The following is a 26,424-nucleotide window of genomic DNA, read 5'->3' as shown; positions in this document are numbered from 1 at the left end:
TTATCCATAGCTTAAACTGTCAAAAAGCGATATACTGGCAGCAAACTTTCTCCTTCAATATCCGTGAAGTATTTGCTTGATCGCTGCCTCCACTTTGTATGGACAGACCGACCAATTCGCCAGCGGGGAACAGTCATCATTGCTATTCCCATGATTTTTCTGTTGGCTTCGCTGCTAGCAATTGCCGGTCTCCGGGATAGTGCCCTACAGATAAGAAAGCGAGCAGATACTAATAGGGAAATACTTCAGGAAACTAACCGCATGATAACCCTGGTGGTGGATGCGGAAACGAGCGTTAGGGGTTATGGGTTGACAAAGCGCCGCGAATTTCTATCACCCTACTTAGAAGCAAAGAAGAGTTTGCCTCCGCTGCTGGCTAAACTCAACATTTTGGTTCAAGAAAACAAACTGCAAGCTCAGCGCTTTGAAGAAATTAAAAAAAGTACCGAACAGCATATAAATTTCTTGCAAAACACTTTGAATAAGCTGGACAGTTCGGCAATAAGGATGCAGTCGCCGGAAATAATTGAGGTGTTCACTCAAGGCAAATTGAAGAGGGAGAACCTGCGCGCAAAAATTAATGTGTTTGCTGATGCTGGCGAAGCCTACCAGAAAAGTCTAGATCGGCAATTAGGGGAGTTGGTAGATTTCATTAATTTTGTGCAAGTTGCGGGTTTACTTTCCGGCTGTTTGGGTGCAGTGGCTTCCTGGTATTTATTTGATAGTTTAGAGAAGGAATTGAGGAAGCGGGAAGCAGGCTTGGAAGAAAGTAAAAGTCGCATTCAAGCTGTGGTAGACAATGCGGCTGACGGTATTATTACTTTGGACGCACAGGGAAATATTGAGTCTTTTAATAGGGCAGCAGAAAAGATTTTTGGCGAGAAAGCCGATCGAATAATTGGCTCTAACTTGCGGGGGCTGATAGCTCAACCGCTAGCGCACAGCAGCGTGGGGGATTATTCGGTCGAATATTTTGTGTTACATCCAGATACTAAGCTGAAGACTTACCAGCAAGAAACGGTTGGAATTCGACACGACGGAACGAAGTTTCCGATGGAGTTAGCTGTCAGCGAAATGCGTCTGGCAAATCAACACTTGTTTATTGCGATTTGCCGCGATGCCAGAGGAAGAAAACAAGCTGAGGAAACTCTGCGAAAGCAAGCGCAAATGCTAGATTTGGCAAACGATACCATCGCGGTACTAGACTTGAATGGGGCGATTTCTTATTGGAATTTGGGGGCGAAGTGGCTCTACGGGTGGCGGAAGTCGCAAGCAGTAGGAAAAAATATTCACCAGCTTTTACAAACAGAATGGGCCCAACCTTTTGAGGTAATTCAAAAAGTATTTTTCGAGAAGGGTTCTTGGCAAGGAGAACTGGTGCGAACCAAGAAAGACGGCACAAAAATAACGGTGGCCAGCCGATGGACTTTGCAGTACGACGAGCAAGATCAACCGGTGGCTATTTTGGAAATAAGCAACGATATTAGCGATCGCAAACGCTCAGAAATTGCTTTAGCCCAAAGCGCGCAGCGGTTTCGCGCTACTTTTGAGCAGGCCGCAGTCGGGATGGTTCAAGCGAGTGTGGAAGGCAAATTTCTGTTAGTCAATCAAAAACTATGCGAAATTTTGGGCTACAGCCGCCCAGAATTGGTGGAGAAAAGATTTCAGGATATTACTTGGCCTGGAGATTTGGCAAGCGAACTGGAACTTTTGCGCCAATTGTTAGCAGGAGAAATTGAAAATTTCTCTCTGGAAAAACGCTACATCCGCAAAGACGGCGAGTTGGTGTGGGCAAACTTAACGGTTTCGCTGCTGCGAGAACAAGATGGCAGTCAATTTCTGATGAGTGTGGTTGAAGATATTAGGGATCGCAAACAAGCGGAGGAATCGCTGCGGTTACGTGCTCAAGAATTGAGGTTGACAGCCCAAAATCTGGCTCAAACGACGAATGTTTTAAGAAAGCGGAATCAAGAATTAGACCAGTTTGCTTATGTAGTTTCTCACGATTTGAAAGCGCCGCTCAGGGCGATCGCAAATCTCAGCAGTTGGATAGAAGAAGACCTCAGCGAGTCGATGACAGAGGATTCTTTGCACCAAATGAACCTGCTGCGCGGCAGAGTTCACAGGATGGAAGGTTTGATTGAGGGATTACTGCAATATTCCCGCGTCGGACGGATTCAAGTGCCTTCAGAAATGGTAAAAGTTGAGAATTTATTAGCAGAAATTATTGATTCGTTGGCGCCGCCGTCTGAATTTGAGGTGAAAGTTGAACCGGGAATGCCAACTTTTGTGACCGAAAAATTGCCGCTACAGCAGGTTTTTTCTAATTTAATTAGCAACGCAATTAAGCACAACCGAGCTGAATCGGGTCATGTAAAAATATCGGTTAAAGAGTTAGATAATTTTTACGAGTTTTCTGTAGAGGATGACGGGCCGGGGATTGCTCCTCAATATCACGATAAAGTTTTTGTGATTTTTCAGACATTGGAAGCTCGCGATAAAGTAGAAAATACTGGGATTGGTTTGTCGCTAGTGAAAAAAATTGTCGAAGGTCAAGGGGGCAGTATTTCCCTCGAATCTGCTGAAGGTGAGGGAGCAACTTTTCGGTTTACTTGGCCGAAGCAACCTATTAGCCAAGAGGGAAAATAAAACAACTTTAAAGGTAGGATGTTTACAGATCACCGCGATCCAAAGAGTAAATGTAGGGTACACCCGGACTACCGAGAACCAGCTAGCGACTGTTTAAACTGCATCACAACGGATTTCGATGATAAATCCATCAGGATCGTAAAAGTAAATGCCGCGTCCTGTAGCGCGAGTGACGGGGCCGCTATCGATCGCTATTTGATTTGACTTTAGCACTTCCAGAGCGCGATCGAACAAAGCCGGATCGATGTCGAAGGCTAAGTGGTTGGCGCGGGTAAAAGCTTTCTCCGGGTCGGGGTTTGGCGGTTCTAAGTCTGGCTGCCAAAATAAGTCAATAACTGTGCCGTCAGGGGTAACGAAATTAGCAACTTTACCAGCGGCTACCATTTCTGTTAAAGTTGCCGGAATTTCTGCACCTGTTAGTTCGTGGAGGCCGAGAATTGTACCGTAGAAGTGGCGGGAAGCTTTCATGTCGCGCACGTTTAAAGCGATATGGTGAACCCGGCGCAAATTCCCCGGCGCGAGGGCAATTTTGACGTTGTTTTCGGTAGTTTGCATGATTGTCAATTGCGAATGTTCAAATTGAATGCAGTTTGATTTATTCAGAGGGTGCCCTGTAAAATAAGCATTTTAAGTTGGTAGTGAGGAGTTCAGCCCTCCAATTTCTACGATAACTGAAGTCCTCACTACCAAAACTTTTATTCGAGTTGTGCGATCGCACATCCTATCCATTAATATTATTTTTCTTTAGGAAACGATGCCATGCCTACAAATAGCATAGCCAGACCACCTGCCAGAATTGCGAAAGCAAGTACACCTACAACTAAATCTAATCCCGATGTATTTTCCATTAAATTAAACTGTTCTCCAATTAAATACAATCATCGGTATTTGTTCATGGTTGAGTGCTTGCACACTATGGGGAAAATCAGAAGAGAACAATTAGCTCTCAACTTATTAGAAAAAAGCCTATTAATTTCTTCCGTCTTCCCTAAACATCTATCCCTTAAATCAGTTAAATCCTGTACACAGCTTCGTTGCCGAACTTCTTATTTTGCCAATTCTCGCTCAATAGCAGCGATTAGTTCTGGCGAATCGGGACCAACACTGCTGCGGAATCTAGCAACCACTTCACCCTGTTTGCTAACTAAGAATTTCTCAAAATTCCAGGAAACCTCACCCTTGGGATCCACTGCATTCGTAAGCTTAGCGTACAGCGGGTGCTGTTGAGTGCCGATCGCGCGTACTTTGTCAAATAATTCAAAGCTGACCCCGTATTTAGTAGTACAGAAATTGACGATTTCTGGATTACTTCCGGGTTCTTGACCTCCGAAGTCGTTGCAGGGAAATCCTAAAACACGGAGTCCAGCCGCGCTGTACTTCTGGCTCAATTCTTCGAGTCCTTTGTATTGAGGTGTATAGCCACATTTGGAAGCTACATTAACTATCAAGAGTACCTTGCCCGCGTACTCTCCTAGCTGCTTGTCTTCGCCTGCGATCGTTTTGACTTGAATGTCGGAGATTGTGCTGGGCATTTTCAAATACTTTTAAATTTTACCACCACAATTTTACCGCAAGTCGGTACAATTTTGTCTAGAGGTCGATCGCTAAAAATTCAAATATCCCGGTCAGGGCGGGTTTACGGATATCGGGCTTATATTAGAGATATTGGTGAACCCGCCTCTAGCAAAATCACGGTTAACTTACGGAACCCGATCTTAATAGATGGCGGTGAACTTTCCCCACAGCATCTATCGGCACAGTCAGCTATTAGATTTAAGTTTCTCGCTAATAGCTAAAATCTACACCGAAAAGGACGAATATTTTAACTCTCTGAGTGGTGTTCCGTCATCCATTTTTGGTAAGTATCCTCAAGTTGCTTGTCTTCGAGAACGAGTTCTAGGCGAACTTTGACGCAACCGTGACGGGGTTGAGAGGCGATCGAATTTAAGATCTTGCTAGCTTTCTGCACAGAGGTAAATTCAGCCTTAACTGTCGGTTCTTGGCGATCGCTCTTAATCTCCGTCAAGTCTATACCGGTGATGCTTCCTTCGCCTAAATCTATTTCTGCCAACACCTTCGGGTCGTCGCCGACTTGTTCGACAATCAGCTTTTCCCACTGGATGGGTACTTGTACCATCCGAGTTTCAATTTCTTTACGCACTATGACTTCGCCGACTTTGCGCTTGCTGCGATTGATCACCAATCGTTCTTCTAGCAGGCGAATTACTTCTTGATCGACAATATCGAAGTTTTCCTCATCCCGATCGGTCTCCCAATTTGCATCTGTGCGATCGGCATCTGTTAGATTTGACATAACTGTTGAGGGATGTGTTGACTGACTGTTGCTAAATTCACTATGCGGTTCAGAGGCATTTTCTAAATACGGATGCCCGCCATTTGCCGAAACTACCGGCAGCAGATCGACTTGCTCCGAATTAATAGTTACAAACAGCGCTTTTTGGTGATAGTCGACTTTTTTGAGCAGCTTAACACTTAATAAAAAAATGCGGGTGTTTTCGCTACCTAGCCCGGCCACGACAAAGTTTAACTGACCTTTAGCATCAAAATAGACATCTTTAACTTTGCCTACCAAGTGACCTTTGTTGTCTTTGACGGTAAAACTTTTTAGCTTAGTTCTGACTTTTTCAGGCACCCGGTTGAGACGGGTTATTGATTTGGCAGTTGCTATCTTTTCTGCTGATGCTTGACCGTTCATTTTTTAAACTTTCCTGCTTAGGGATTTTTATTATGAAGTGGTAAGGGGAAATTGGTAAAGGCGGGGAAAGTGCATCAACTTTGCCAAAACTAGACAAGTCTTGTACCCCCCGCCGCCGCTCACATAGGAATTGCGCGATCGCCACAAATCAAATCAAACCTGGGCGGTGACAGAATTATGTCATTAAGGCGCAATTCCTACGCAATACCTGTTGCGGTTGGTTTAGATAGTTTTATTATCTACAACCGCAGTTCCATCGGTCTTAACGTCTAATTCTTCACGACGCAGAGTTTCTTCACCCTCAACCGTGCTGCGAACAACTTCTTTTCTGACGTTGACTTCTTCCCGGACGAAAGCTTCCTTGTGAATGTCGGCCGTTTCTTCGTAGACTTCCATGCGTGCAACTTCCCCTGATTGGAAGTCAGCGTCACCGACTGAAACTACTCGACCCGCTTCTACCGGGGTTACTCGATCGATTACGACTCGTTCTTTTTCAATAGGTACTGAAGCTCGCGCTGTTTCAGTTTCCACGCGCTTGCCAACTGCTACTTCGCCTGTTTTTGCGCGGTGTTTGTTGGCAATCAAGCGTTCTTCATAAAGCTTGAGATTTTGGTGCTGCTGTTCGTTGGTTTCGTAGAGGGGGCGGTCGATATCGTAGCTGTAGCTGCTGCGATCGTAGCTAGCAGGAGTTGCAGTGCTGGCAGCGGCAGTTTCTTGATTTCGGTAAACGCCTCTTACCTGTTCTTCGCGATCGTAATCTACTGCTTCTAATTCATTGTAAGCCGGCAATTGTTCTGCTTGAGCTTTGTTGCGAAGACCTGTGGCGTGGACGCGACGAGCTCCGTAGTCGAAGCGGGCCGAGCCGATTGGCAACAATACTTTTTTGCCAAAAATCCAAATACCGGTATCAATTACCAGATAGCGGAAACGACCAGTGTCATCAACCAAAGCATCATAAACCGTGCCTACTTTTTCATCAGAGTCGCCAGCATAAACATCAAATCCCTTGATGTCGTCTCCAGCAAAGATTTCTTCCTGATAGTTAGGATAAAATTCTGCTAATCTTTGAAGTGCCATGTGTTTTTTCCTCTTTGCTCTACTTAAGTTAATAGTAGAAATTAATTCGCTAACTTCCCTCTCCCTAAAGTCAGAAGTGTATAATTTAGGTTGTTTAATACTATAGGAATAGTACGGCATCTGTGCTTCTACGCTAGCGCACTCAGCTATTTTAAAGATTGTAAAACTCTACAATCGTCAATCTTATAACAAGTATTAAAACTCAATGCCAACCGTAGGGATACTGCCTTGCTGCGTCCTATTCCCCTTGCAGGATACTCCTTTGCATTGTGCCTACTGTTAATAATTGTTAACTATGTGGTGAAAAATCAGCATTACATAGTATTACCAAAAGATCGAAGCCCCTCATCTTGCACGAGAGGGGCTTCAGGAAAGCTAGAAATTTTAAGTTTAAAGTTGATTGAATTGAGTTCTGATAGCTTCTATCCGACTGCGGTTAACTCCCATATCTGACTGTCCCAGACGCGAAGCCGATCGCACATGGATGACTTTTGCTGCATCATCTACCAAAAATTCAACGTCATCAACAAACCCCATCAAAGCACTGGTGAACTCCGCATACAAGTAATTATCACTTGCCGTGATAATTTTAGTTTTTCCATAGGACTCGATTACCCCTTTTAGCTTTACCATAGCTTCTGCAGCGGACGAAGTGTATGCCAAAGGCTCAATTTTGTGTTCGGCATCTTGACTGAAGCTGCTGACGCAGTTGGGGGAATTCGGGCACGCTGCGAGTTTTCCTGACTGAATCCCGATATTGGTAGGTCTTGTTCCAGCAAACATTGTTTTTTCTCCGGGTATAGCGATAAAAGTAGCGATCGACAGTACCGCTACTGCTAGCAGTGATATTAAAATAACCAGGACTTTTTTCCACGCTGTCGGCGATTTTGTTTCAACTGTTTGCAAAGGATTAGCCCTCCTGAAAGTATAAATGCGGTCTACTTTTCATATTAATTGAAATTTACATCAAAAAATTAAAAAGATTTTTTTTGTTCTTCAATTAACCAGTAAGTCAGCATTCTTCCTTTACCTTTAATCGGGATATGACCCCGTTCTTCCAAAACAAACTGCTCTTTCAAACGCTCGTAAGTCGCCGCCGTTACTTGAATTTTACCAGGCAATCCGTTAGATTCCATGCGTGAAGCAACATTAACAGTATCCCCCCACAAATCGTAGCTAAATTTACTAATTCCAATAATTCCAGCCACCACCGAACCGCTGTCAATTCCAAGCCTCAATTGAAAATTTTCTCCCATTTTGGCATTAAACCTCCTCAAAGCTGCCTGCATCTCCAAAGCTAAAAGTGCGATCGCCTCAGAGTGATCCTTCCGCGGCGTCGGCAAACCCCCAACCACCATGTAAGCATCCCCAATCGTCTTAATCTTTTCCAACCCGTGCAATTCAGACAACCTATCGAACTCCGAGAAAATCCCGTTCAAAATTTCTACCAACTGCGTCGGACTTTTGTGAGCCGAAAACTCTGTAAAACCAACCAAATCAGCAAACAAGACGCTCACCTCATCAAAATGCTCCGCTATCAACTTTTGCTCTTTTTGCAAACGATCCGCAATAGGTTTCGGTAAAATATTCAGCAGCAACTTCTCGGTTTGTCCTTGCTGCACTTTCAGCGCTGCTTCAGCTTGTTTCCGCTGAATCAACGAACCGAGCTGCGTAGCAACCGCGCTCACTAATTCCAACAAGCGCGGCTGACATTTCAGAACTTTTTTGCGATAAAAAATCAAAATAGCTAACACTTGGTTGTCCGCCAATATTGGCACCCCAAAAGCCGCTTTCAATCCCACACTAGCCGCAATTTCTGCTCGTAAAAAAACTTGTTCCGGTGCACTAGAAACATCATCGATCCATTCAGAATGCTGCGACTGCCAAATCCTGCCTGGGAGTCCCACACCGGGAGCAAAAATTAACTGCCAACTTGTTTGTCGGAATTCAGCAAAACTCAAGTCGCTGACGTACCTGCCTGTAGCGCATTTTAAAAAGCCATCACTGCAAGGAATCCAAGCTTCGCCCAGATTCCATTCAATAGTTTGGCAAATTAAACCTAAAATTACATCTATACCCGACTCAAAATCATCAGATTTGCTAATAGCTTGAGTGGCTTGAAGCAGCAATCTTGTTTCCATTTCCACCTGGTGGCGTTCAGCGATTTCCTGGTGCAACTGGATATTTTGAGCGGTCAATTTTTGATTTTTTTCTTGCAATTGAATTTGCAATGAACGCACCGTAAGTTGATTGCTCACTCGCGCCAATACTTCTTTTACCTGAAAAGGTTTGGTGATATAATCGGCTCCGCCCACTTCAAAAGCTTTTGCTTTATTTATTCCTTCTTCTAGCGCGCTGAGAAAAATAATGGGAATTTCCCTAAATTGCGATTGTGATTTTAATTTTTTACATAGTTCGTAGCCGTCAATATCCGGCATCATAATATCGAGTAAAATCAAATCTGGTGCGCTAGATTGAATAGCATCTAACGCCGAAAAACCATTAGTAACAGGGCGAACTTTATAGCCATTTTTTTGCAAAATTCTAATCAACAAACGCAGATTATCTGGCGTATCGTCAACTACTAAAATATCTGCTTGATAGTTTTCAGTTTGTTCCGCCTTCATCTGCATTATCTGATTCCTCCGCCTCGGCAATTAAATTGAGAATTTTCTGGTAATCAAAATTATTGAGATGACCCTGGAGGATTTCCGCCAATTCAGGATGAGGCTCCCTTATTTCGTCGATTGTCCTGACAATTAAGTCAAAATCAGCACTGCGGATTACCTGCTTCATGTTGTCTATCCATTCTGCGGGAAGTGTAGGTAAATAAGCAAGCGCAGCATTAGGGAGGGAGCCAGGTAAATTATTTCGATCGCCTATAGAGATCGAGTCCGTTGAGTTAGAGTAGATATACTTCACCCCCAAATGTTTGTGGATAGTATCAAATATATCTGTTTTGCGGAAAGGTTTGCTAATAAAATCGTCGCAGCCGACCAATAAAGCAAACGCTTGCCTCCCTTCAATTGTACTAGCTGTCAAAGCAATAATCTTTGGAATCGGCGAGTCGGGATGGGAAATATTGGTTTCTCCATTTCCTTGCTGCTGTTGCTCTCTCTGCTTGATTCTAGCCTTAATTTGTTTAGTAGCTTCGTAGCCGTCCATCACTGGCATTCGCACATCCATCAAAATTAAGTGCGGATGCCAAGTTTCCCACATTTCTATTGCTTCCTGGCCGTTGGTTGCTTGTTCCACCCCGAAACCTAAAGGAGAAAGTATTTTGACTAAAAGTTGGCGGTTGTCTTCGCGATCGTCCACAACTAAAATCCGGTAGCACAGTTGATTGGGCTCTAACCCACTAACTTCGCGGTTAAGTTGCCGATCTGGAAGCTCAGCAGCATAAACTGCACCGACTGGAATTTCAAATTTAAAAGTGGTGCCGAGTTCCAGTTGACTTTCTACAACAATCTCTCCTCCCATCAGGCGGACAAACTGACGGCTGATCTTCAATCCTAAACCCGTACCTTTCTGATTTTTTTGACCGGAAGCTGTTTGCACAAAAGCCTTAAAAATATTGCCCAATTCTTCCGGAGCCATGCCAACTCCTGTATCTTGAATTTCAAACAGAAGGAAAAAACCAGGCACAGTTGAATTATCAGCCTCATCCCTCCATCGAACCGTTGCGAGATCACTGCTAGTTCTCGAAAAATCCCGAATACTTCTTGTGGTATCAAAGCAAGCTGTGGGACTATCCAATAAATCCAGAAATCCCGATTTTTCTAACTTTATAACTCTTAAAATAATTTCGCCTGTTTGCGTAAAGTTAATCGCATTACTCACAAGATTAATCAGCACTTGTCGCAGTTTAATATCATCGGTTCGCACGTACTGAGGAACGTCAGCATCGCGCTGAAAACGCAACTGCAATTCTTGATTCTCAACCTGCAGTTGAAACATATCTTGCAAATCGTCAAGCAAGCGGTAGAGGTCGAAGTCTGTGGGGTTAAGTGTCATCCGCCCTGCTTCGATTTTTGACAAGTCTAAGACTTCATTGATCAAGGTGAGCAAGTGTTCGCCACTACGGCGAATAATTCTCATATTTTCTCGGTTTTCGACAGTAAGATCCGGGCTGGGTTCCATGATTTGTGCAAAGCCGAGTATAGAATTGAGAGGGGTGCGTAACTCGTGGCTCATATTAGCCAGAAACGTGCTTTTAGCTTTGTTTGCTGCTTCAGCAGCTAATGCGGCTTGTTGCAGTTGTTCTGTGCGTTCATCAATTTGGGCTTCTAAGGTGTGCTGGTATTCTGCTAGTATTTTTTCGGCTTGTTTGCGATCGCTAATATCTTGAAAAGCTGCGATCGCATAAACAATATTTCCGCTAGCGTCAAAAATCGGCGTGGTATTGATCTCGATCGCAATTCTTTTGCCCTCTTGACAGATTTCTACATCGTCAACCTTGACAGATTCTCCTTTCAGTGCGCGCAAAATTGGCAGATTATCCGGCGGGTACAGCTCATCAGTATTGGCAACATAAAGTTGATAAGTAGCAGCTAATTGTTCCGCAGTGCTTTCCGGGATAGTGTCTGCACCCAGCAAATCCCGCGCTGCTTGGTTGAAATAGGCGATCGAGCCATCGGGATGATAAACAGATACCCCCACTGGCAAAGCTTCTAAAAATTGACTCAGGCGGCTTTCACTCGCAGACAGCGCCTCATTTACTAGCTTTAACTCCTCGTTTACTTCTTGGCGCTTATGAATTTCATCAGTTAACTTTTGATCTTGCAAATAACTGTGAACTGCTTCTACTACGGTTAATTTTAAGTCTTCATTTTGCCAAGGTTTAGGAATATAACGGTACAATTTAGCATACTTAATAGCATTGCTCAGGGCTTCCAAATCTGCTTGCCCCGTTAGCATAATAGTCAGCGTCTCCGGCGAGCTTTCGTGAATTCTTCTCAGCAGTTCATCTCCTTTAATATCGGGCATGATATAATCGGAAAGCACCAACGCAATCTCGTATTCATCTGCCTGCAAATCAGCCAACAACTCTAAAGCATCAGCCCCCCCTTCAGCGGTTTCAATTATACACCGATCGCCGATCGCCTTTTTCAGTTCAATCTTTAAACTATTCAAAACGTCAGGTTCATCGTCAATACAAACAATCACAGGTTTTTTCATAACTTAGCCAGCCCAGATTTTATAGTCTCTATTAAGTCTTTGCTTTTCCAGGGTTTGTACAAACAACAGTATAAATCTGCTTCTTCTACTGCCCGCTGAACAGCCGCTGCATCCGCTTGTCCCGTCAACATCACCTTAATAATTTTAGGATATTTTTGGTGAACTTTAATTAAAAGTTCGTCACCTTTAATTCCCGGCATCAGCCAATCAGAAACAACCACAATCACCTGAGCTTTTTCTTGAAAATTCTCCAGTAAATCTAAGGCTTCATCACCACTTTCAGCTAATTCATAAAAGTAATTATTTTTAAATTCCTTTTTTAGCTGCATCTTGAGAGTATTCAAGATATCCGGTTCATCATCAACGCAAAGAATTATAGGCTTATTCATCTTTTCCTATCCGCTGAAATTTTAGTAGGTTTACTGACATGACTTGCTTTTACATTATTGATTTCGGGCAACGATGCAGGATATATGTCCCCTATCTTTCTTATTTTAATAGGACTTCCGAAGATCGGCCCGGTTTCTGGTAATAAATCTTGTATTTGTCAGCGAGACAGCGACGGGTGTCATCGGGAATCTGCCCCCTTGCAGGTAAGTTTTGTTTAATAAATAGGCAGCGAGACTGTAAAAGTTGTCTGCCCCGGTACAGAATCTACAGCAATTGTGCCTTCGTGTTTTTCCACAATTTTTCTCACAATATCCAATCCCAAACCGCTACCTTCGCCTGCAGATTTAGTCGTAAAAAACGGTTGAAAAATTTTGGGAATAACTTCTAAGGGAATACCTTTGCCGCTATCAGTAAACTTGAGGAAAATATTTGCCTCTTGCTGCCGAGTTTCAATTATCAAAATACCTTTATAATCCATTGCTTGCAGGGCATTATGAACGAGATTCGTCCAAACTTGATTTAAGTCATCGGGATAGCACATTATTTGGGGTAAATCTCCATAGTTTTTAACTACTTCTATACCATGTTTCAGTTGATTTTGATAAAGGGTTAACACCGTTTCAATGCCATCGTGCAAGTTCGCCTGGACTTTTTCTGGTTTGCTATCAAAATGAGCGTAGGTTTTTAAGGCAAATACTACTTTCCCAGACTTCGCTGTTGCTCTTTGGATCAGGCTAATACTTTTTTTAAAGCTTGCAAACTGGTAAGCACTATTTAAAACCACTTCCCAATCCGGGGATTTAAAAAGCGGCAAGAATTCTTCTATTTTTTCGTAAATTTCCATGTCAACTAAAGTATCCGCAATTTCTTCGGCGTTTTCAACATATTCTGCCATCAAATCCGCCGCCAACTGCTGCTTAAATTTGCGTTTCTCTCGGCTTGTAAATAAAACTTCTTGATGGGTTGCTCTGTACAGTAAAGCTAAAAAATAAGCTTTGCTTTCCTCAGAAAGTTGTTGATAAATTTCAGGGAAATTTTCTAAAAATTCGTCGGAAAAATTAGCTATATTATTAATAGAGGAACCTATAATGCCCAGGGGGGTATTGATTTCGTGGGCAATGCCAGCAATCAGTTGTCCCAGTGCTGCCATTTTTTCCGATTGAATCAAGTGATCTTGGGCGGCTTGCAGTTGGTGGAGTGCCATTGCTAAATCTTGATTTTTCTGTTGCAAAGTTTGTTGCAGTGAACAAATTTTTAAATGAGTTTCTATCCGGGCTAAAACTTCTTCAACCTGAAACGGTTTAGTAATAAAGTCAACTCCGCCCACTGCAAAAGCTTTAACTTTATCCAGCACGTCATTAATCGCACTAATAAAAATAACAGGAATGTCTTTGGTAATTTCAGAAGCTTTGAGTTGCTGACAAACTTGATAACCGTCCATTTCTGGCATCAGAATATCCAGCAGCACTATATCTGGGGGTATTTTTTGAGCAGCAGACAATGCTAGCTTGCCATTGGGTACGGGGCGAACTTGATAGCCTTTTTCGCTCAAAATTCCGGTCAGCAGCCGCAGGTTTTCTGGTGTATCGTCTACTACTAAAATATTAGCTCGATTGGTTTTAGGTAAAGTTGAAATCATCTGGTATTTACTGTTTTTCGCTGAGTTCGATTATGTTCAAAATTCTGTCATATTCAAAATTATTAATGCAATCTTGAAGCTTGCCCGCAAGAGAGGGATTGACAGTGCCGATTTGTGCGATCGAAGTTGCGATCGCCTCCATGTCTACACTCAAAATACTTTGCTTGAATTGGGCCATCCAGTCTGGAGAAAGAGAGGCAAAAGCCTCCGGTGTCAGCACCTCCTGACTTGACTCCTCTACACCTGCGGCACTTACTGCGGTTGAATCTTCATAAATATAGCGTACTCCTAAATGTTTTCCCATTGCCACAAAAATATCCTCCTCGCGGAACGGTTTCCGCATAAAATCATCGCAACCCGCCGAAAGAATCACCGCCCGTTCTTCCTCCAAAACGCTAGCAGTTAGGGCAACAATCGCCGTTGCTTGCCCGCCAGTTGTAGTTTTAATCTGTTTCGTTGCCTCATAGCCGTCCATGACAGGCATTCTCATGTCCATCCAAATCAGATGCGGTTCCCACTCCATAAAAATATCAACCGCTTCTTTACCGTTATTTGCTTCTCTCAACTCAAATCCGAGTGGACTGAGAAGTTTTACTAACAGTTGGCGATTTAAAGGTTTGTCGTCCACAATTAGCAAGCGATAACTCGGCTGATTCGGTTCGAGGGCAACAACTCGACGTTGAGTTTTTTTGCTTTCAATATCACTAGCTTCAACCAGATTAACTTGGATATCAAACTGAAATAATGCACCCTTTCCGATATCGCTGCTCGCAGTAATTTCACCTCCCATTAATTGCACGAACTGGCGGCTAATAGCTAAACCTAAACCCGTTCCTTCCTGAGAATCTTTACCTGTTTTCGTCTGCACAAATGCTTCAAACAACTGATCGATTTCCTCAGGCGCAATGCCTGCACCAGTATCTTGGACTTCAAAATGCAGCCAGTAGCGGCCGGGCAATTGGTCAGTGCTGTTTTTATGTATATGCCGCCTTCCTCCTTTGACTTTCACCGACACTCTCCCTTCAGAGGTAAATTTAATCGCATTATTGAGCAAATTAATTAAGACTTGCCGCAATTTAACTTCATCAGTACAAATGTAATGGGGAACTTCTGCGTCTGTGTCGAACATTAGTTGCAAACATTTTTGCTCAGCTTTGAGAGCAAACATATCTTCTAAATCGTCGATTAATTGGTACAGATCGAAGCTTTTTGCATTAAGCGTCGTGCGTCCGGCTTCGATTTTTGACAAGTCTAAAACTTGGTTAATTAAAGCCAGTAAATGTTCGCCACTCCGCAGGATAATTCCGACATTTTCTTGATTTTCCTGAGACAACGTTTGACTGCGAATCAGGACTTGAGCAAAGCCGATGACCGCGTTCAGGGGCGATCGCAATTCGTGGCTCATATTAGCGAGAAAGGTACTCTTAGCTTTATTTGCTGCTTCGGCCGCTTCTTTCGCCTGCTGCATTTTTATTTCAGCTTGTTTGTTATCAGTAATGTCTTTAATAAAACCTTCGTAGTAAAGTAAATTTCCTGCTTCATCGCAGACAGCGCGACAATTTTCCGAAATCCAGATTATGCTGCCATCTTTGCGGTAAATTTCCGATTCAAAGTTTGATAGTATCCCGTACTCGGTCATCAGCGCTGCAAATTCGTCGCGGCGGTTGGGTTTCACGTAAAGCTGGTTATTGAAATTCGGCTGTGCTGCTATTAATTCTGCGGGGCATTCATAACCATAAAGCTGAGCTAAAGCGGGGTTAGCGCTGATGTATTTCCCGTCAATAGCAGTTTGGAAAATTCCATTCAAAGCATTTTCATAAATGTTGCGGTACTTTTCTTCTGCTTCCCGGAGGGCAGTTTCTGCTTTTTGGCGCTCGGTAATATCGCTAGAAATAGACAAAAAACAAGCTTCTCCGTCAATATTGATGGTTTCTATCGACAGCAGTGCCGTTCTTTCTGTACCATTTTTATTGCGAAACCTCAGCTCATAATTGTGAAGTGCTGTCTTGTCTTTTAACATTTGAATCATGCGGTCACGCTCTTTCAAACTCGCCCAAAAATTGAGTTCTACCGCTGTTTTACCGATAATTTCTTCCTGGGTGTAGCCCATCATCCGGCAAAAACTATCATTAACTTCTAGGTGGCAACCGTCACGAATTCTTGTAATTGTAATCGCATTCGGACTCGAACGAAAAGCTTTGGAAAACTTTTCTTTTGCCTTAGCAAGATCGGCGGTGCGTTGTGCAACTTGCACTGCTAAATTTTGGTTGTATGCCCTTAATAACTTCTCCGCTAGTTTCCGTTTCGTAATATTTTGAAAAGCGCACATTCCGTAAATAATATTTCCTTGGGAGTCGTAAATAGGAGTCCCCCAAACTTGCAGGGGAACAGTTTTGTTATTGGAGAAGATTTCAATGTCATCAACTGTTACACTTTTGCCCTGCAAAGCATTTAAAATTGGGTCGCGTTCCGCCGGGTAAATTTCCTGAGTTCCAGCTAAATAAACTCTGTATAATTGGCGCAACTTTTCGGCATCTGCTGCCACAATTCCTTGAGATAAAATTTTTTCTCCTGTAGGGTTAATGTAGTGAGGTTGACCGTTTGGCTCTGCAATAAAAATCCCTAGCGGTACTGCATTGAGAAATTGTTTGAGTCGGCTTTCGCTTTCTGAGAGGGAAGTAAATGAATGCTGCAATTGCTCTGCCATGCTGTTAAAAGCAGTTGCAAGTTCTCCGAGCTCATCTTCGCGATTTAGAGTGAGCTTTGTATCCCATTTATTCCGCGCCAAAGCTTTCGCCGCTGCATTCAATCTTAAAATCGGCTGAACAACCCATTTAGCAGTAAGAGTTCCCAGGATTGTCGCCCCCATCAAAGCTGCAAGCGACAGTAAAAAAGTCGTGCGCGTGTTGAGGTTAATTTGCTCCATAAAGTCAGACTCGGGTACAACTACTACAATCAGCCAATCCAACCCTCGATCGTCTTTAAAAGGAGCTACCTGAATAAAATTTCGCTTGCCGTCAACATCAAAAGTAAGCTGTTGAGAACTATTGATTTTAGCTAAGCTGTCGTAGTGTTTATCTAAATGCTGTGCGGTTTGTCTAATTACCGGATTGTCGCTTTCTGAAGCTTTGATGCGTCTTGTTTCTTTACCTTCCACCACAAATTCTGCGCTCGCCGTTGAAGTGGCAATTAACATCCCCGATCGCTCCATGACAAAAGTTTGTCCCGATTTGCCAATTTTGAGGCTGACGAGAAATTCTTTGATGCGAGAAAACAGCACATCGCTACCAGCTACTCCTATCAGCTTGCCAGCGTCATCGTAGATAGGCATAGCAGCAGTAATTGCCAGTTCCCTAGTCAAGAAATCTGTATAGATTGGAGTCCAAATTGGTTTTTTTGCGGCAGCGGCAGCTCTGTACCAAGGTCGAATTCGCGGGTCGTAAGTATTGGGTGAAATTTGCACTAATTGAACGCGGGTTCCCTGAGAGTCAGCAGTATACCGAGCTAATTTATTGCCAGTAGAGCTGTCGGCAGCAGATATCAAAGTCCGCTCTTTAGTGCGGATTGCTCCCGAATGTTCTCCATTTTCTTTACCTGTGTAAATGATGCTGATCGAATCAAAATATTGAATTTGTTCGAGGAAATGATGTTCTAGTTTTTGGCTGTCTTCTAGGTTCAACTGCCCCAATTTTATTCCTTGAACGTTCAGGTGATTGACTATGTGGGGAATTGACATATAATGTTCCATGCGGTCTTTGATGCGATCGCTAATTTCTCCCCGCAACTGAGCGGCAACCTCGTTGACTGCCCGCTGACCGTTTTGGAAAGATAGCCAACCTACAACTCCTACAGTGCCGACAATTTGCACTAAAAAAGGAACCAGTAGCACCGTTTGTAATGGAGCTTTGCCGATAAATTTTGTAGCCAAACGATTGAGGGGTTTAGGAAACATATTCATCCTAAAAGTAATTAGAATTGGCCGTTGAAATTAGTAGATGTTAAAATCTTGGAGCGAGAGACGAGCGAGTAATATCAAATCCGGTCAATCACTAATGGTGAAATTGTTCGATCTAGACCTTTAAGAGTTTTGAGGACTTTCGTCGTCACTAAGTAGGTGCAAATAAACATTACATGGTTCGGGAGGTGAGAAGACTTATCTACTCGCTTCGATCGTGGATTTTAACTAAACCCTCTCTGATAAGATACTATGGTAATTTTGCGATGACCTACTTACAAACTTACAGTTCGCGATCGCACTCCGACCCCAGACAGGGGGTTTCGGCTTCGCTCAACCACCTGGTTTTTTACTGCATCTGCCGGATCGAACGAAGTATTGCTGTGAAAAACCAAGGTGAGGATTACCCCTGGCATCGCGAACTAACTTAATCAGGGCTTACGCACTCAAGAGCGTTAAATCAAGGGTGTAAGAGTGCTTCCCTACGTTCGCCATGACACAAAATCTTAGTAGGTGCGTAAGTTTTATTAATTAGAGTACGATCGCCCAAATGTTAGCACGATCGCACTATCCCCAGCAGGACACACCCAAAAAATCTGTATTTACCTGCGATTCAACTCCATCCTTTCGCCGTAACGTAACAGCATATCCAAACTCTCCAAACGATTTTGCCAAGTTTGCACCTGATAGCTATTTTCGGCAGAATGCAAGCGCATCGAAGATTGAAATTGAGATTGAAAACTCCCCAACAATCTTTTAGCAGTGGCTAAACTTTCCGTAGAAGGATTTGCAGCCAATTTGCTCAAAGCTTGCGCCAATTCATCGGCTCGACTTTGCAAAACTTTTAGTTCAGATTCCGACACCCGCAACTGATTGTTAGCCAACAAAAAACTCCATTCCTGCTTGAGAGCAGTATACCGCGAAGCCGCCGCCGCAAACGGCTGTCGGTAAGGAATCGGCTGCGCTGCAGAAGTGGAACGCACTGGCGGGCCTTGAGTGCGGTTAAAAAACCCCTGCATCCCGCTGCTGATACTTTCCACCGCAAAAATAGCATAGCCCCCAGTCGGCAAATCGCGCAAAGCTTGAATTTGGTCGATCGCCACAACTTCCGGGAGAGTCAACAACTTAACCGCCGGAGAAATCAAAGCCGAACCCAGAGTTTGTTCCTTTACCAGCGGTTCGGTGATGCGCTGAAGTCGGTTGGTATCCAAAGCATAAGTCATCGGCACAATCAGATCTACAATGCCCTGACGAGCCCAAACTTCCCAATTTTGCTGAATTTTGTAAATCCGCTGACTTTCCGGGTGCGGAAACACCGCCACAGAAAGAATTGTGCGCGGATAATTCTGCCGCAAAAGCTGAGAAACTTCAGCTACAAAACTATTAATTTGATTAGTTTTAAACTCAACCCACTGGCGCCACAAACTCCCGTTTTTAGGGGAAATATTCACCGGGTCTGCACCAGTCAACTGTCTAAATTGCTGCCTCCCCGCAATACCGTAACCGTAAGTAAAATTCGCATTGTCATCTTGAAAAGGATAGCGAATATAGTCTAATTGCACCCCATCTACTTTGTAGTTGTTGGCAATTTCGCCGATAATTTGCAGCAAATAATTACGCGCTTCCGGGTTCGCCGGATCGAGATAAAATTTACCATCATTAGGATTTTGCGTGCGTCCTTTATTGTCAATATTCGCCCACTGTGGATGAGCGGAAAGTACCGGCCCTGGATAAGAACTAGGCTGGCCAATTAAAGTATTGTGGCGCTTATTTCCTGTGGCAAAAACCCAAACCCAAGCGTGCAGTTCCATGCCTCGCTCGTGAGCTAATTTAACCGCAGATGCCAGCGGGTCCCAGCCAACAATTAGGGGATTTTGTTGCGGTGCAACTTGACTGGGATAAATCGTATATCCGGCATTCAAAGTTTCAAAGAAAACGGTATTGATACCGGCGGCGGCGAGCCGATCGAACACTACGGCCAAACCCTGCTCAGATCGCGCTGCGACGATCGTACCGCGATCGAGCCAAACAGCCCGAATTTCCGCCCCAACGCGCTGTCCTTCCTTCGGGTAATTTTGCCACAGCAACTGTCGCGCTTCCACCCACTGCTTTCTAGCCTCCGCGTAGTTTTTCTGTTGCAGGAGTTGGTCAAAAGTTTGCAAAACCTGCCGCGCTTGGGCGATCGCCCGCGCCGTTGCTCCTTGCAGAACAGGCGGGCGGCTGGCTGCCGGGCCGCCAGCACTGTTGCTTGCCGCTACCAGTTGAGGGGGAGTAGCAGCATTGAGATTAACAGGCGTATTCGCTGAATTAGCTGCTGTCAGGGCGCTTTCAAACCTGCCGAGGAGGTTGGTGAGTTCTTGGCGCATCAAGTACGCTTCAATGCTGACGATCGGCTTATTGGAATTTGCCTGCACGTCCAAGCCCGGCGGCGCCGACTGATCCGAAGGATCTGTAAAAGTTGCAGGAACTGGATCTGGAAGCGCACCCGATGGAGAAAGTCGGCTCAGCGGGGTAGTAAGCGGCGAACTAGGGCTGTTTCTAGTGACTCTTGAGGGGGGAGTTGGCAGTGGGGTCGCGGCAGCAGTGGGCGGCGCTACAGGTCCAGAAGCGATCGTGCCTCCCCAGCGGGCGATCGAGGCTTGCAGCCAAGCCTTATCTACATTTGCCGAACCGTCGCTACCCCAGCGCCAGCCGAGGTAGGTAGCGCGATCCGTTGCGATGGCTGCGGAGGAACCGGAACTATCTTTCCAAGTAGCAATTGTTTGACTGTTGGCATCAGCCGGAATCAAGACACCGCCTTGGACTGAGGCATTTTTTTCTTCTGATGGCACCCAACTGCTAGAAGTAGTGCAAGCAATATCTCGACACCGGCTGCGCGGTTGCGGGGTCGCCGGTTGGGTTAAGGGAAAAGCCCAATAGGCCCCAAGGAGCGATCGCAAAGATTGGCGCACCAAAGCCGGGGAACTGCGGCCGACGGGGCCCGAAGCAATCAAGCGGCCGCCCTGGGAGGCCCAAGCTTCTAAAACTTTAATTTGCGCCGGACTCAAAGTTTCAATGTTGGGCAAAAACAGCACGTTAACGCCTGCTAAATCCGCCACATTTTTGATTTCTTCGAGATTGATTGGTTTGTAAGCAATGCCGCTTTCCCAGAGGCGCGTGGTAATCTTCACCCAATCGGGAGAATTCTCGGAACTGCGAACAACGCCCAGAACTACTTCTGCGAAACTCGGAGAGGGAAATAAAATAAAGAGATTGAGTAATGTACTTGCTAGAGTGCCAATTAAGACTCTTTGCAAGAAAGTGAAAAAGCGAATTTTTTGAGCCTGAGAGCAGGCATCAGGCATTTGATCGGGCTTATTGATTTGTTGCATAAATATGAGAATTACTCACCACACCGCTTGAGAAAAATTCAATTACAATTAAGAGCGATCGATCCGCACCATACAATTTTCTATCCTGGCCTGCAACCTGAATCAGGAAAAAGTGCGATCGAGCGATTTTAAATTTTAGATTTTAGATGTTGGATGTTGGATTTTAGATTTTGGATTTAAATCTAAATCTATTCCTCATGACAGTTGACAGTTGACTGTTTTGACATTGTGGCATTTGAACAATATCGATGCCACCGGAAACGATTTTAGATTAAAATCTGCGTGCATTTGGGTTGAAAAACCAAAAATACAATTTAGATGCCGGACAGCTTACAGCCAACAGTCAACAGTCAACACTCAACACTCAACTATTTTCTGGCGTTGCAGCTTCATTCACCGGGAATCTATCGATTAACTGCATCGCCCGACAAGCATTCCTCCGCAAAGAATCCGAAACGTGAGGAACGTGAGGAATCTGAGACAAGAAATCCAATGTCCGGCGCAAAATCCGCACCACATCCCCTTCATCCAAACTCGTATGGCTAATCAGTTCCAGCCATTCAACACCCAGAGCCCACTGTTCGACCAAAGTCACTAAATCCCGTTCCAGCCAAATCGGGATTGCAGCTTCATGACGGTACTGAACTTGAAACAACCGGCGGCGCAAGCCTTTTTGCAGATTGTCCAAAGGTGCCAAAACTTCGGGCGACAGCGAGTAGTGAGTCCAACTGTCGGGCCTGGAAACTTCTGTAACTAAGGCCGCGCAAGCAGCAGCGAGGTGGTGGGGGTCGAGTTCGTCAAACTCGGCAGACATCAGGGACAAACCCAGCCACAGTTCGTTATCGCCGCGAATGGCGGCGCAAGCTTGGCCCAAGATTGTGGGCACCAACCTGTCGGAGGAGTCATCTCGGTTTCCAGTTGCCGAAACTACTCTTTCCAAGCAGCCGAAATTCAGCAAGATGTCGATTAAGTTGAGAAATTGCTCCCAGTAGCGAGCTCGCTGCTTTTCTAACTCTTGTTCGCTTTTGCGGATTTCTTTTTTCAATTCTTCCCGGCGGCGCTGGCGTTTGAGCAAAGTACCGGGATTGCCCCATTCTAGAACCGGGTGAATTTCTAGCTTAGCTTCTAGGGCTGCGATTTTCCGCTGTTGCTCGATCGCCTCTGGGCTCGGTTCCGGTGCCGGCAATTGTGGGATCGATGCAGCAATTGAAGCAGTTTCTTCATTTCCCAAGCGGCACTGGCCGAGTCTCAGAGGCATTTCCGACGGCGAGTTCAAGGTATCTGCAACACTCAAGCGAGGTAATTCGGCGTGCAGGGTAGCGACATCGCTAATGGCGACGACATACCAGCGGTTATCTTTGCCCAAGCACACCAAATTTGGTGCTTGGCCGGAACCTGCGATTTTGGCAACCAATACGGCGGGTACAGGATTTGTGTGCGATCGTTTGGCTGTCGGAACGTGCTTGCCTTTGAGACTCAGAACCGTGCCGAGCACTGCAAAAGCCACAGCTACGGACATCTCCTTAAATCTGGCTTCTTCAGCTTGCTGCAAGAGAATTTTGAGCAAACGTTTGTCTTCTTTGAGTCTTGCCTGCAATTTTTCGTAATGGGCGAGCTCTTTTTCCAGGGTGGAGACATTTCCTCCGGCAGCGAGGGACTCTTCCAGCACCGCCAATTCTGTTTGCAGCCGATCTAATTCTTCTTGCTGCGGCTGCAAGTACAAGGTAGACAGGTATTGACCGAAACTCCGTTCTACCAACTCTTGAGCTTCGTCGAGAGTGTGAGTTTGCAGCAAATTCAGCACCATGCCGTAGCTGGGCGTAAACTGACTGGCGAGGGGGTCGGCTTTGGCTGTTGCCAAATAAGAGGCTTCTTTTGCGCCTTCAAAGCGCGTCTGAACTGCGACCACGTGCCCCAGCTTGTCCATGCCCCGCCGACCCGCCCGACCGGCCATTTGCAGGAATTCTGAAGCGTTTAGCAGTCGGTGTCCCTTGTCGGTGCGCTTGGACAGGGTGGAAATGACTGTGGTGCGGGCGGGCATATTAATCCCGGCTGCTAGAGTTTCGGTGGCAAATACGACTTTAATCAAACCTCTGCCAAAGAGTTCTTCTACTAAACCTTTCCAAGCGGGCAAAATGCCTGCGTGGTGGGCGGCGATGCCTTTTAAAAGAGCTTCTTTTTGACCGAAGCGTTCTGCTTCTGGGTTTCGCTGTAAAAAATCGTCAATGATGCGTTTGAGTTCGGCTGTTTCGGCTTCGTTAACCAGGGAGAAATTGCCGACTTCTGCGACTGCTTGGTCGCACCCGCGACGGCTGAAGATGAAGTAAATTGCTGGTAGCATATCTCGATCGTCCAACCGCGCCAAAACATCGGTCAAACTCGGAGTGGGGATACTGCCTCTTTCTACTTTTTGCTGCTTCTTTTTGGGGACTAACCGAACATTCGCTCTTTTGCCGGTCTCGTCTAGCAGGGGAAATATCCCTTTTTGGTTGGCGAAGTGGAATTGCAGCGGTACTGGCCGAAAGTCTGAGTAGACGAGCTCTGTGGGCCCGTGGACTTTGTTAATCCAGTCTGTAAGTTGCTCGCTATTGGCAACGGTTGCTGAGAGGGCGAGAAGTTGAATTTCGCTCGAACAGTAGATGATGGATTCTTCCCAGACGGTACCGCGCTGGCGATCGTTCATGTAGTGACACTCGTCGAGCACCACGGTTTCGACTCCGGTGAGGGAAGTACCGACTTCTCCGATCGGCGTACCGTAGAGCATATTCCGAAATATTTCGGTAGTCATCACCAAAATCGGCGCATCTCGATTGACGGAGATGTCGCCCGTGAGCAAACCTACGTTGTCGTCTCCAAATTGACTGCGGAAGTCGCGCAGCTTTTGGTTAGAAAGAGCTTTGAGGGGAGTGGTATAGAAGACGCGCCGCCCCCTGGAGAGTGCTTGATGGATGGCGTATTCCCCGATTAACGTTTTCCCAGAGCCTGTGGGAGCACACACGACAACAGATTTACCTGCATCGAGGGCGGCTATCGCCTCTCTCTGAAAGTTATCTAGCTCGAATGGAAATATGGTCTTCAGATCCAGCTCTGGGCGGTTCTGGGCAGTGTCTGGCACAAGGATTATTATAAGGTTGCAGGGTAAGTATGCTGAAATCTTGCTACAAGCAAATCAGCAGAGGACTGTACTGATTTTAAACCTTCGCCACCAAATCGGCTATGAAGGAATAAGTCTGTTGGCAGTTGGCAGGTGGCAGTTGACAGTTGACAGAAGAAATTTTTGCCTTCTTCCCTCTTCCCTCTTCCCTCTTCCTTCTTCCCTCTTCCTTCTTCCTTCTCTATGATTCCAGTTATTTCGACTATTCCTGTGATGCAGCTTGCTTCTGGCGATCGGCTTTCACTGCAAGTCTATCAGTTTCAAGGTGCGATTCCCGGCAAAAAAGCTTATCTCCAATCTAACCTCCACGGCGCTGAGATTAGCGGTAATGCGGTGATTTACCAATTAATTGAGTTTTTAAGCTCTTTGGACAGCAGCCAGTTAAGCGGGGAAATTTGGCTTGTTCCGGTTTGCAATCCTGTGGGTGTCAGTCAGCGATCGCACCATTTTTCCCCTGGTCGCTACAATCTTTATGATGGGGTAAATTGGAACCGGATTTTCTGGGATTTTGAAAAACAAGGGGAAGATATTCTGGGTTTTGCTAAGTCTCAGATAAATCTCGATGCCGATACTGTCAAAGTTAATTACAGAAAAGCGATTGCTTTGAGTTTTGCGAAAGAATTGGCAAAAATTAATGCTCCTAGCTGCCGCCCCTACAGCGAACTTTACCGATATCAGCTACAATCTTTGTGTTTGGATGCTGACTACGTGCTGGACTTGCACAGTTCTACGAATCAAAGTTTAGATTACCTTTACTGTTTTAATTCCCGCAAGGAGAGTGCGAAAGCTTTTTTGCTCGATCGCGCAATCTTGTTTGACGAGTACGATGGGGATGCTTTTGACGAGGCGTTTCTCAAGCCTTGGCTGGCTTTGGAGAAGACTTTGGCCGAGTTGGGACGTGCGATCGAATTTGACGTGGAAGCTTGGACTTTAGAATTAGGTTCGGGGATGGAAATGAATCCCGATTCGGTGGCGAATGGCTTGCGGGGCATCAAAAATTACTTAGCCAGTAAGGGTTTATTGAAAATAGATGGATTTCCTCTCCCGGAAACTGCGGCGCATCAAGTTATTTTCACCCCCAAGCATTCGGTGAACACCTACTATGCGCCGGCGGGCGGGATGATTCAAAATCGAGTGCAATTGGGGAGTTGTGTCAAAAAGGGCGATCGGCTTTATCAAATTCTCAGCTTTAATAAGAATGGGGAATTTCCGAGTTTGGTTGATGTTTGTGCTGAGTCGGATGTTTTCATTTTTGATGTTTCGACCAATCACTCAGTAAATCAAGGAGAGTATGTGTTGTCGGTGATGGCAGATTGAGAATACAAAGAAACCCGGTTTTTTCAAGAAACCGGGTTTCTGAAAACCTATTGGTAGTCGAACCATAATTTACGATAGACTATTGAATAGGGTTTGTTTAAATTCCGCCGCACTTTTATAATAAATTTCAGGATTGTCAATTAAAGCGCGATCGATAACTGGGGCTAGCGGTTGAGGAATGGCAGAAGTGCGATCGCGCACAGGAACCGCATCATTTTGCAAAACCGCCAAAAACGGGTCTTGACCCTGCAAATTTCGCGGGGAATATCCCGTTATCATCACATACAAACAAGTCGCTCGATTTTAGATTTTGGATTATAAAAACTTCTACTCCCCCCCTGCCCTAGCTCCCCTTAATAAGGGGGGGACAAGAGTTTGTAAGGTGCGTCAGTGCGGAGATTCTCAATTTTTGAGCAGATCACCCACAGTGGTCCACCCTACAATTTAACGTGACGGTTTATGGTTGAATGAAAATACCGATCGCATTATGAACTCTCGCAGCAGTTGACGGAGGTCGATCGAGCAAACTACCTCCCAAATACAAACTCGTCGAACTTCCCCCATCCAAATTTAAAGCCTCCACAGCACCCATTTGCTGCAATATCTGCGCCAGTTCTGCGAAATTTGGCCCCGCCCCGCCCGCGCGATTGTGCACGGCTACAATCAGCAAATTCCCCGCAGCATTTCGCCCGATCGCACTTCTAATTGCTGTCTGTCTAACGTAAGCATCGCTAAACCCTTCCGCCTTCGCATCCAGCACAACTCGACTGTTTTGTACCAACACCGGCCCGCCGCCGAGAATGTATGGAAAACGGTTGAAATCAGCAGGAAAAGTGTTAGTTTCTAAACGCAGTAAAGTCCCGATGGAGAGTTCAGATGCCGGGAACAAATCGGAACGCAAAACCAAAATATAACCGTTAGCTGGAATGGGAAAAGTTGTTGTTCCCGCCGCACCTCCGGGGGATTGGCTGACAACTC

17 protein-coding genes are annotated in these 26,424 nt (G+C 45.2%); 3 read left to right on the top strand and 14 right to left on the bottom strand.

The window, feature by feature from the left end; genetic code table 11:
• The first annotated feature begins 63 nt into the window (after positions 1-63).
• A complete protein-coding gene (locus tag QUA45_RS15125) occupies positions 64-2,649 on the top strand; it encodes a PAS domain S-box protein (RefSeq protein WP_333221368.1) in 2,586 nt (861 codons plus the stop codon).
• 93 nt (positions 2,650-2,742) lie between these two features.
• Here the strand turns inward: QUA45_RS15125 and QUA45_RS15120 are convergent, their stop codons facing one another.
• From QUA45_RS15120 to QUA45_RS15075, 10 genes are all read right to left on the bottom strand, one after another.
• Positions 2,743-3,204, bottom strand: a complete 462-nt coding sequence (locus tag QUA45_RS15120; RefSeq protein WP_333096590.1) for a VOC family protein — start codon at positions 3,202-3,204, stop codon at positions 2,743-2,745.
• A gap of 491 nt (positions 3,205-3,695) precedes the next feature.
• Positions 3,696-4,181 (bottom strand): glutathione peroxidase, encoded by a 486-nt coding sequence (locus QUA45_RS15115; protein WP_333221366.1) that lies wholly within the window; start codon positions 4,179-4,181, stop codon positions 3,696-3,698.
• 290 nt (positions 4,182-4,471) lie between these two features.
• Complete coding sequence (locus QUA45_RS15110; protein WP_333221364.1) at positions 4,472-5,365, bottom strand: DUF2382 domain-containing protein; 894 nt, start codon at positions 5,363-5,365, stop codon at positions 4,472-4,474.
• Between the two features lie 222 nt (positions 5,366-5,587).
• Positions 5,588-6,442 (bottom strand): DUF2382 domain-containing protein, encoded by an 855-nt coding sequence (locus tag QUA45_RS15105; RefSeq protein ID WP_333221362.1) that lies wholly within the window; start codon positions 6,440-6,442, stop codon positions 5,588-5,590.
• Positions 6,443-6,832: 390 nt separating this feature from the next.
• Positions 6,833-7,348, bottom strand: coding sequence for a DUF1499 domain-containing protein (locus QUA45_RS15100; protein ID WP_333221360.1), 516 nt, complete (start codon positions 7,346-7,348; stop codon positions 6,833-6,835).
• 68 nt (positions 7,349-7,416) lie between these two features.
• Entirely contained in the window at positions 7,417-9,075 is a 1,659-nt protein-coding gene (locus QUA45_RS15095) for an adenylate/guanylate cyclase domain-containing protein (protein WP_333221358.1), read from the bottom strand.
• Entirely contained in the window at positions 9,050-11,620 is a 2,571-nt protein-coding gene (locus QUA45_RS15090) for a response regulator (RefSeq protein ID WP_333221356.1), read from the bottom strand. The genes QUA45_RS15095 and QUA45_RS15090 overlap by 26 nt, the downstream gene beginning before the upstream one ends.
• Positions 11,617-12,009, bottom strand: a complete 393-nt coding sequence (locus QUA45_RS15085) for a response regulator (protein WP_333096600.1) — start codon at positions 12,007-12,009, stop codon at positions 11,617-11,619. The genes QUA45_RS15090 and QUA45_RS15085 overlap by 4 nt, the downstream gene beginning before the upstream one ends.
• Positions 12,010-12,224: 215 nt before the next feature.
• Complete coding sequence (locus QUA45_RS15080; RefSeq protein WP_333096603.1) at positions 12,225-13,649, bottom strand: response regulator; 1,425 nt, start codon at positions 13,647-13,649, stop codon at positions 12,225-12,227.
• Between the two features lie 7 nt (positions 13,650-13,656).
• Positions 13,657-17,601: a PAS domain S-box protein gene (locus tag QUA45_RS15075; RefSeq protein WP_333221354.1), complete on the bottom strand. Its 3,945-nt coding sequence runs from the start codon at positions 17,599-17,601 to the stop codon at positions 13,657-13,659.
• A 269-nt stretch (positions 17,602-17,870) separates the two neighbouring features.
• Between QUA45_RS15075 and QUA45_RS15070 the strand changes: the two genes are divergently transcribed.
• Entirely contained in the window at positions 17,871-18,035 is a 165-nt protein-coding gene (locus QUA45_RS15070; RefSeq protein WP_333221352.1) for a hypothetical protein, read from the top strand.
• Positions 18,036-18,206: 171 nt separating this feature from the next.
• Here QUA45_RS15070 and QUA45_RS15065 read toward each other — a convergent pair whose 3' ends face one another.
• Positions 18,207-20,948 (bottom strand): family 10 glycosylhydrolase, encoded by a 2,742-nt coding sequence (locus tag QUA45_RS15065; protein ID WP_445305320.1) that lies wholly within the window; start codon positions 20,946-20,948, stop codon positions 18,207-18,209.
• A gap of 391 nt (positions 20,949-21,339) precedes the next feature.
• Entirely contained in the window at positions 21,340-24,090 is a 2,751-nt protein-coding gene (locus QUA45_RS15060; protein ID WP_333096609.1) for a DEAD/DEAH box helicase, read from the bottom strand.
• A gap of 222 nt (positions 24,091-24,312) precedes the next feature.
• Here QUA45_RS15060 and QUA45_RS15055 point away from each other — a divergent pair, with 222 nt between their 5' ends.
• The gene (locus QUA45_RS15055; protein ID WP_333221348.1) at positions 24,313-25,446 is read left to right on the top strand and encodes a succinylglutamate desuccinylase/aspartoacylase family protein; all 1,134 of its coding nucleotides are present in this window, start codon (positions 24,313-24,315) and stop codon (positions 25,444-25,446) included.
• Positions 25,447-25,515: 69 nt separating this feature from the next.
• Here QUA45_RS15055 and QUA45_RS15050 read toward each other — a convergent pair whose 3' ends face one another.
• Both QUA45_RS15050 and QUA45_RS15045 read right to left on the bottom strand, forming a co-directional pair.
• On the bottom strand, positions 25,516-25,725 hold the full coding sequence (locus tag QUA45_RS15050; RefSeq protein WP_333221397.1) for a hypothetical protein: 210 nt from the start codon (positions 25,723-25,725) through the stop codon (positions 25,516-25,518).
• Between the two features lie 178 nt (positions 25,726-25,903).
• The coding region (locus QUA45_RS15045; RefSeq protein WP_333221346.1) for a phosphodiester glycosidase family protein at positions 25,904-26,424 on the bottom strand (521 nt) is incomplete at its 5' end.

It is taken from the genome of Microcoleus sp. Pol12A5, assembly GCF_036701435.1.
In the GTDB taxonomy this organism is placed as follows: domain Bacteria; phylum Cyanobacteriota; class Cyanobacteriia; order Cyanobacteriales; family Microcoleaceae; genus Microcoleus.
This window is presented reverse-complemented; position numbering and strand designations above follow the sequence as displayed.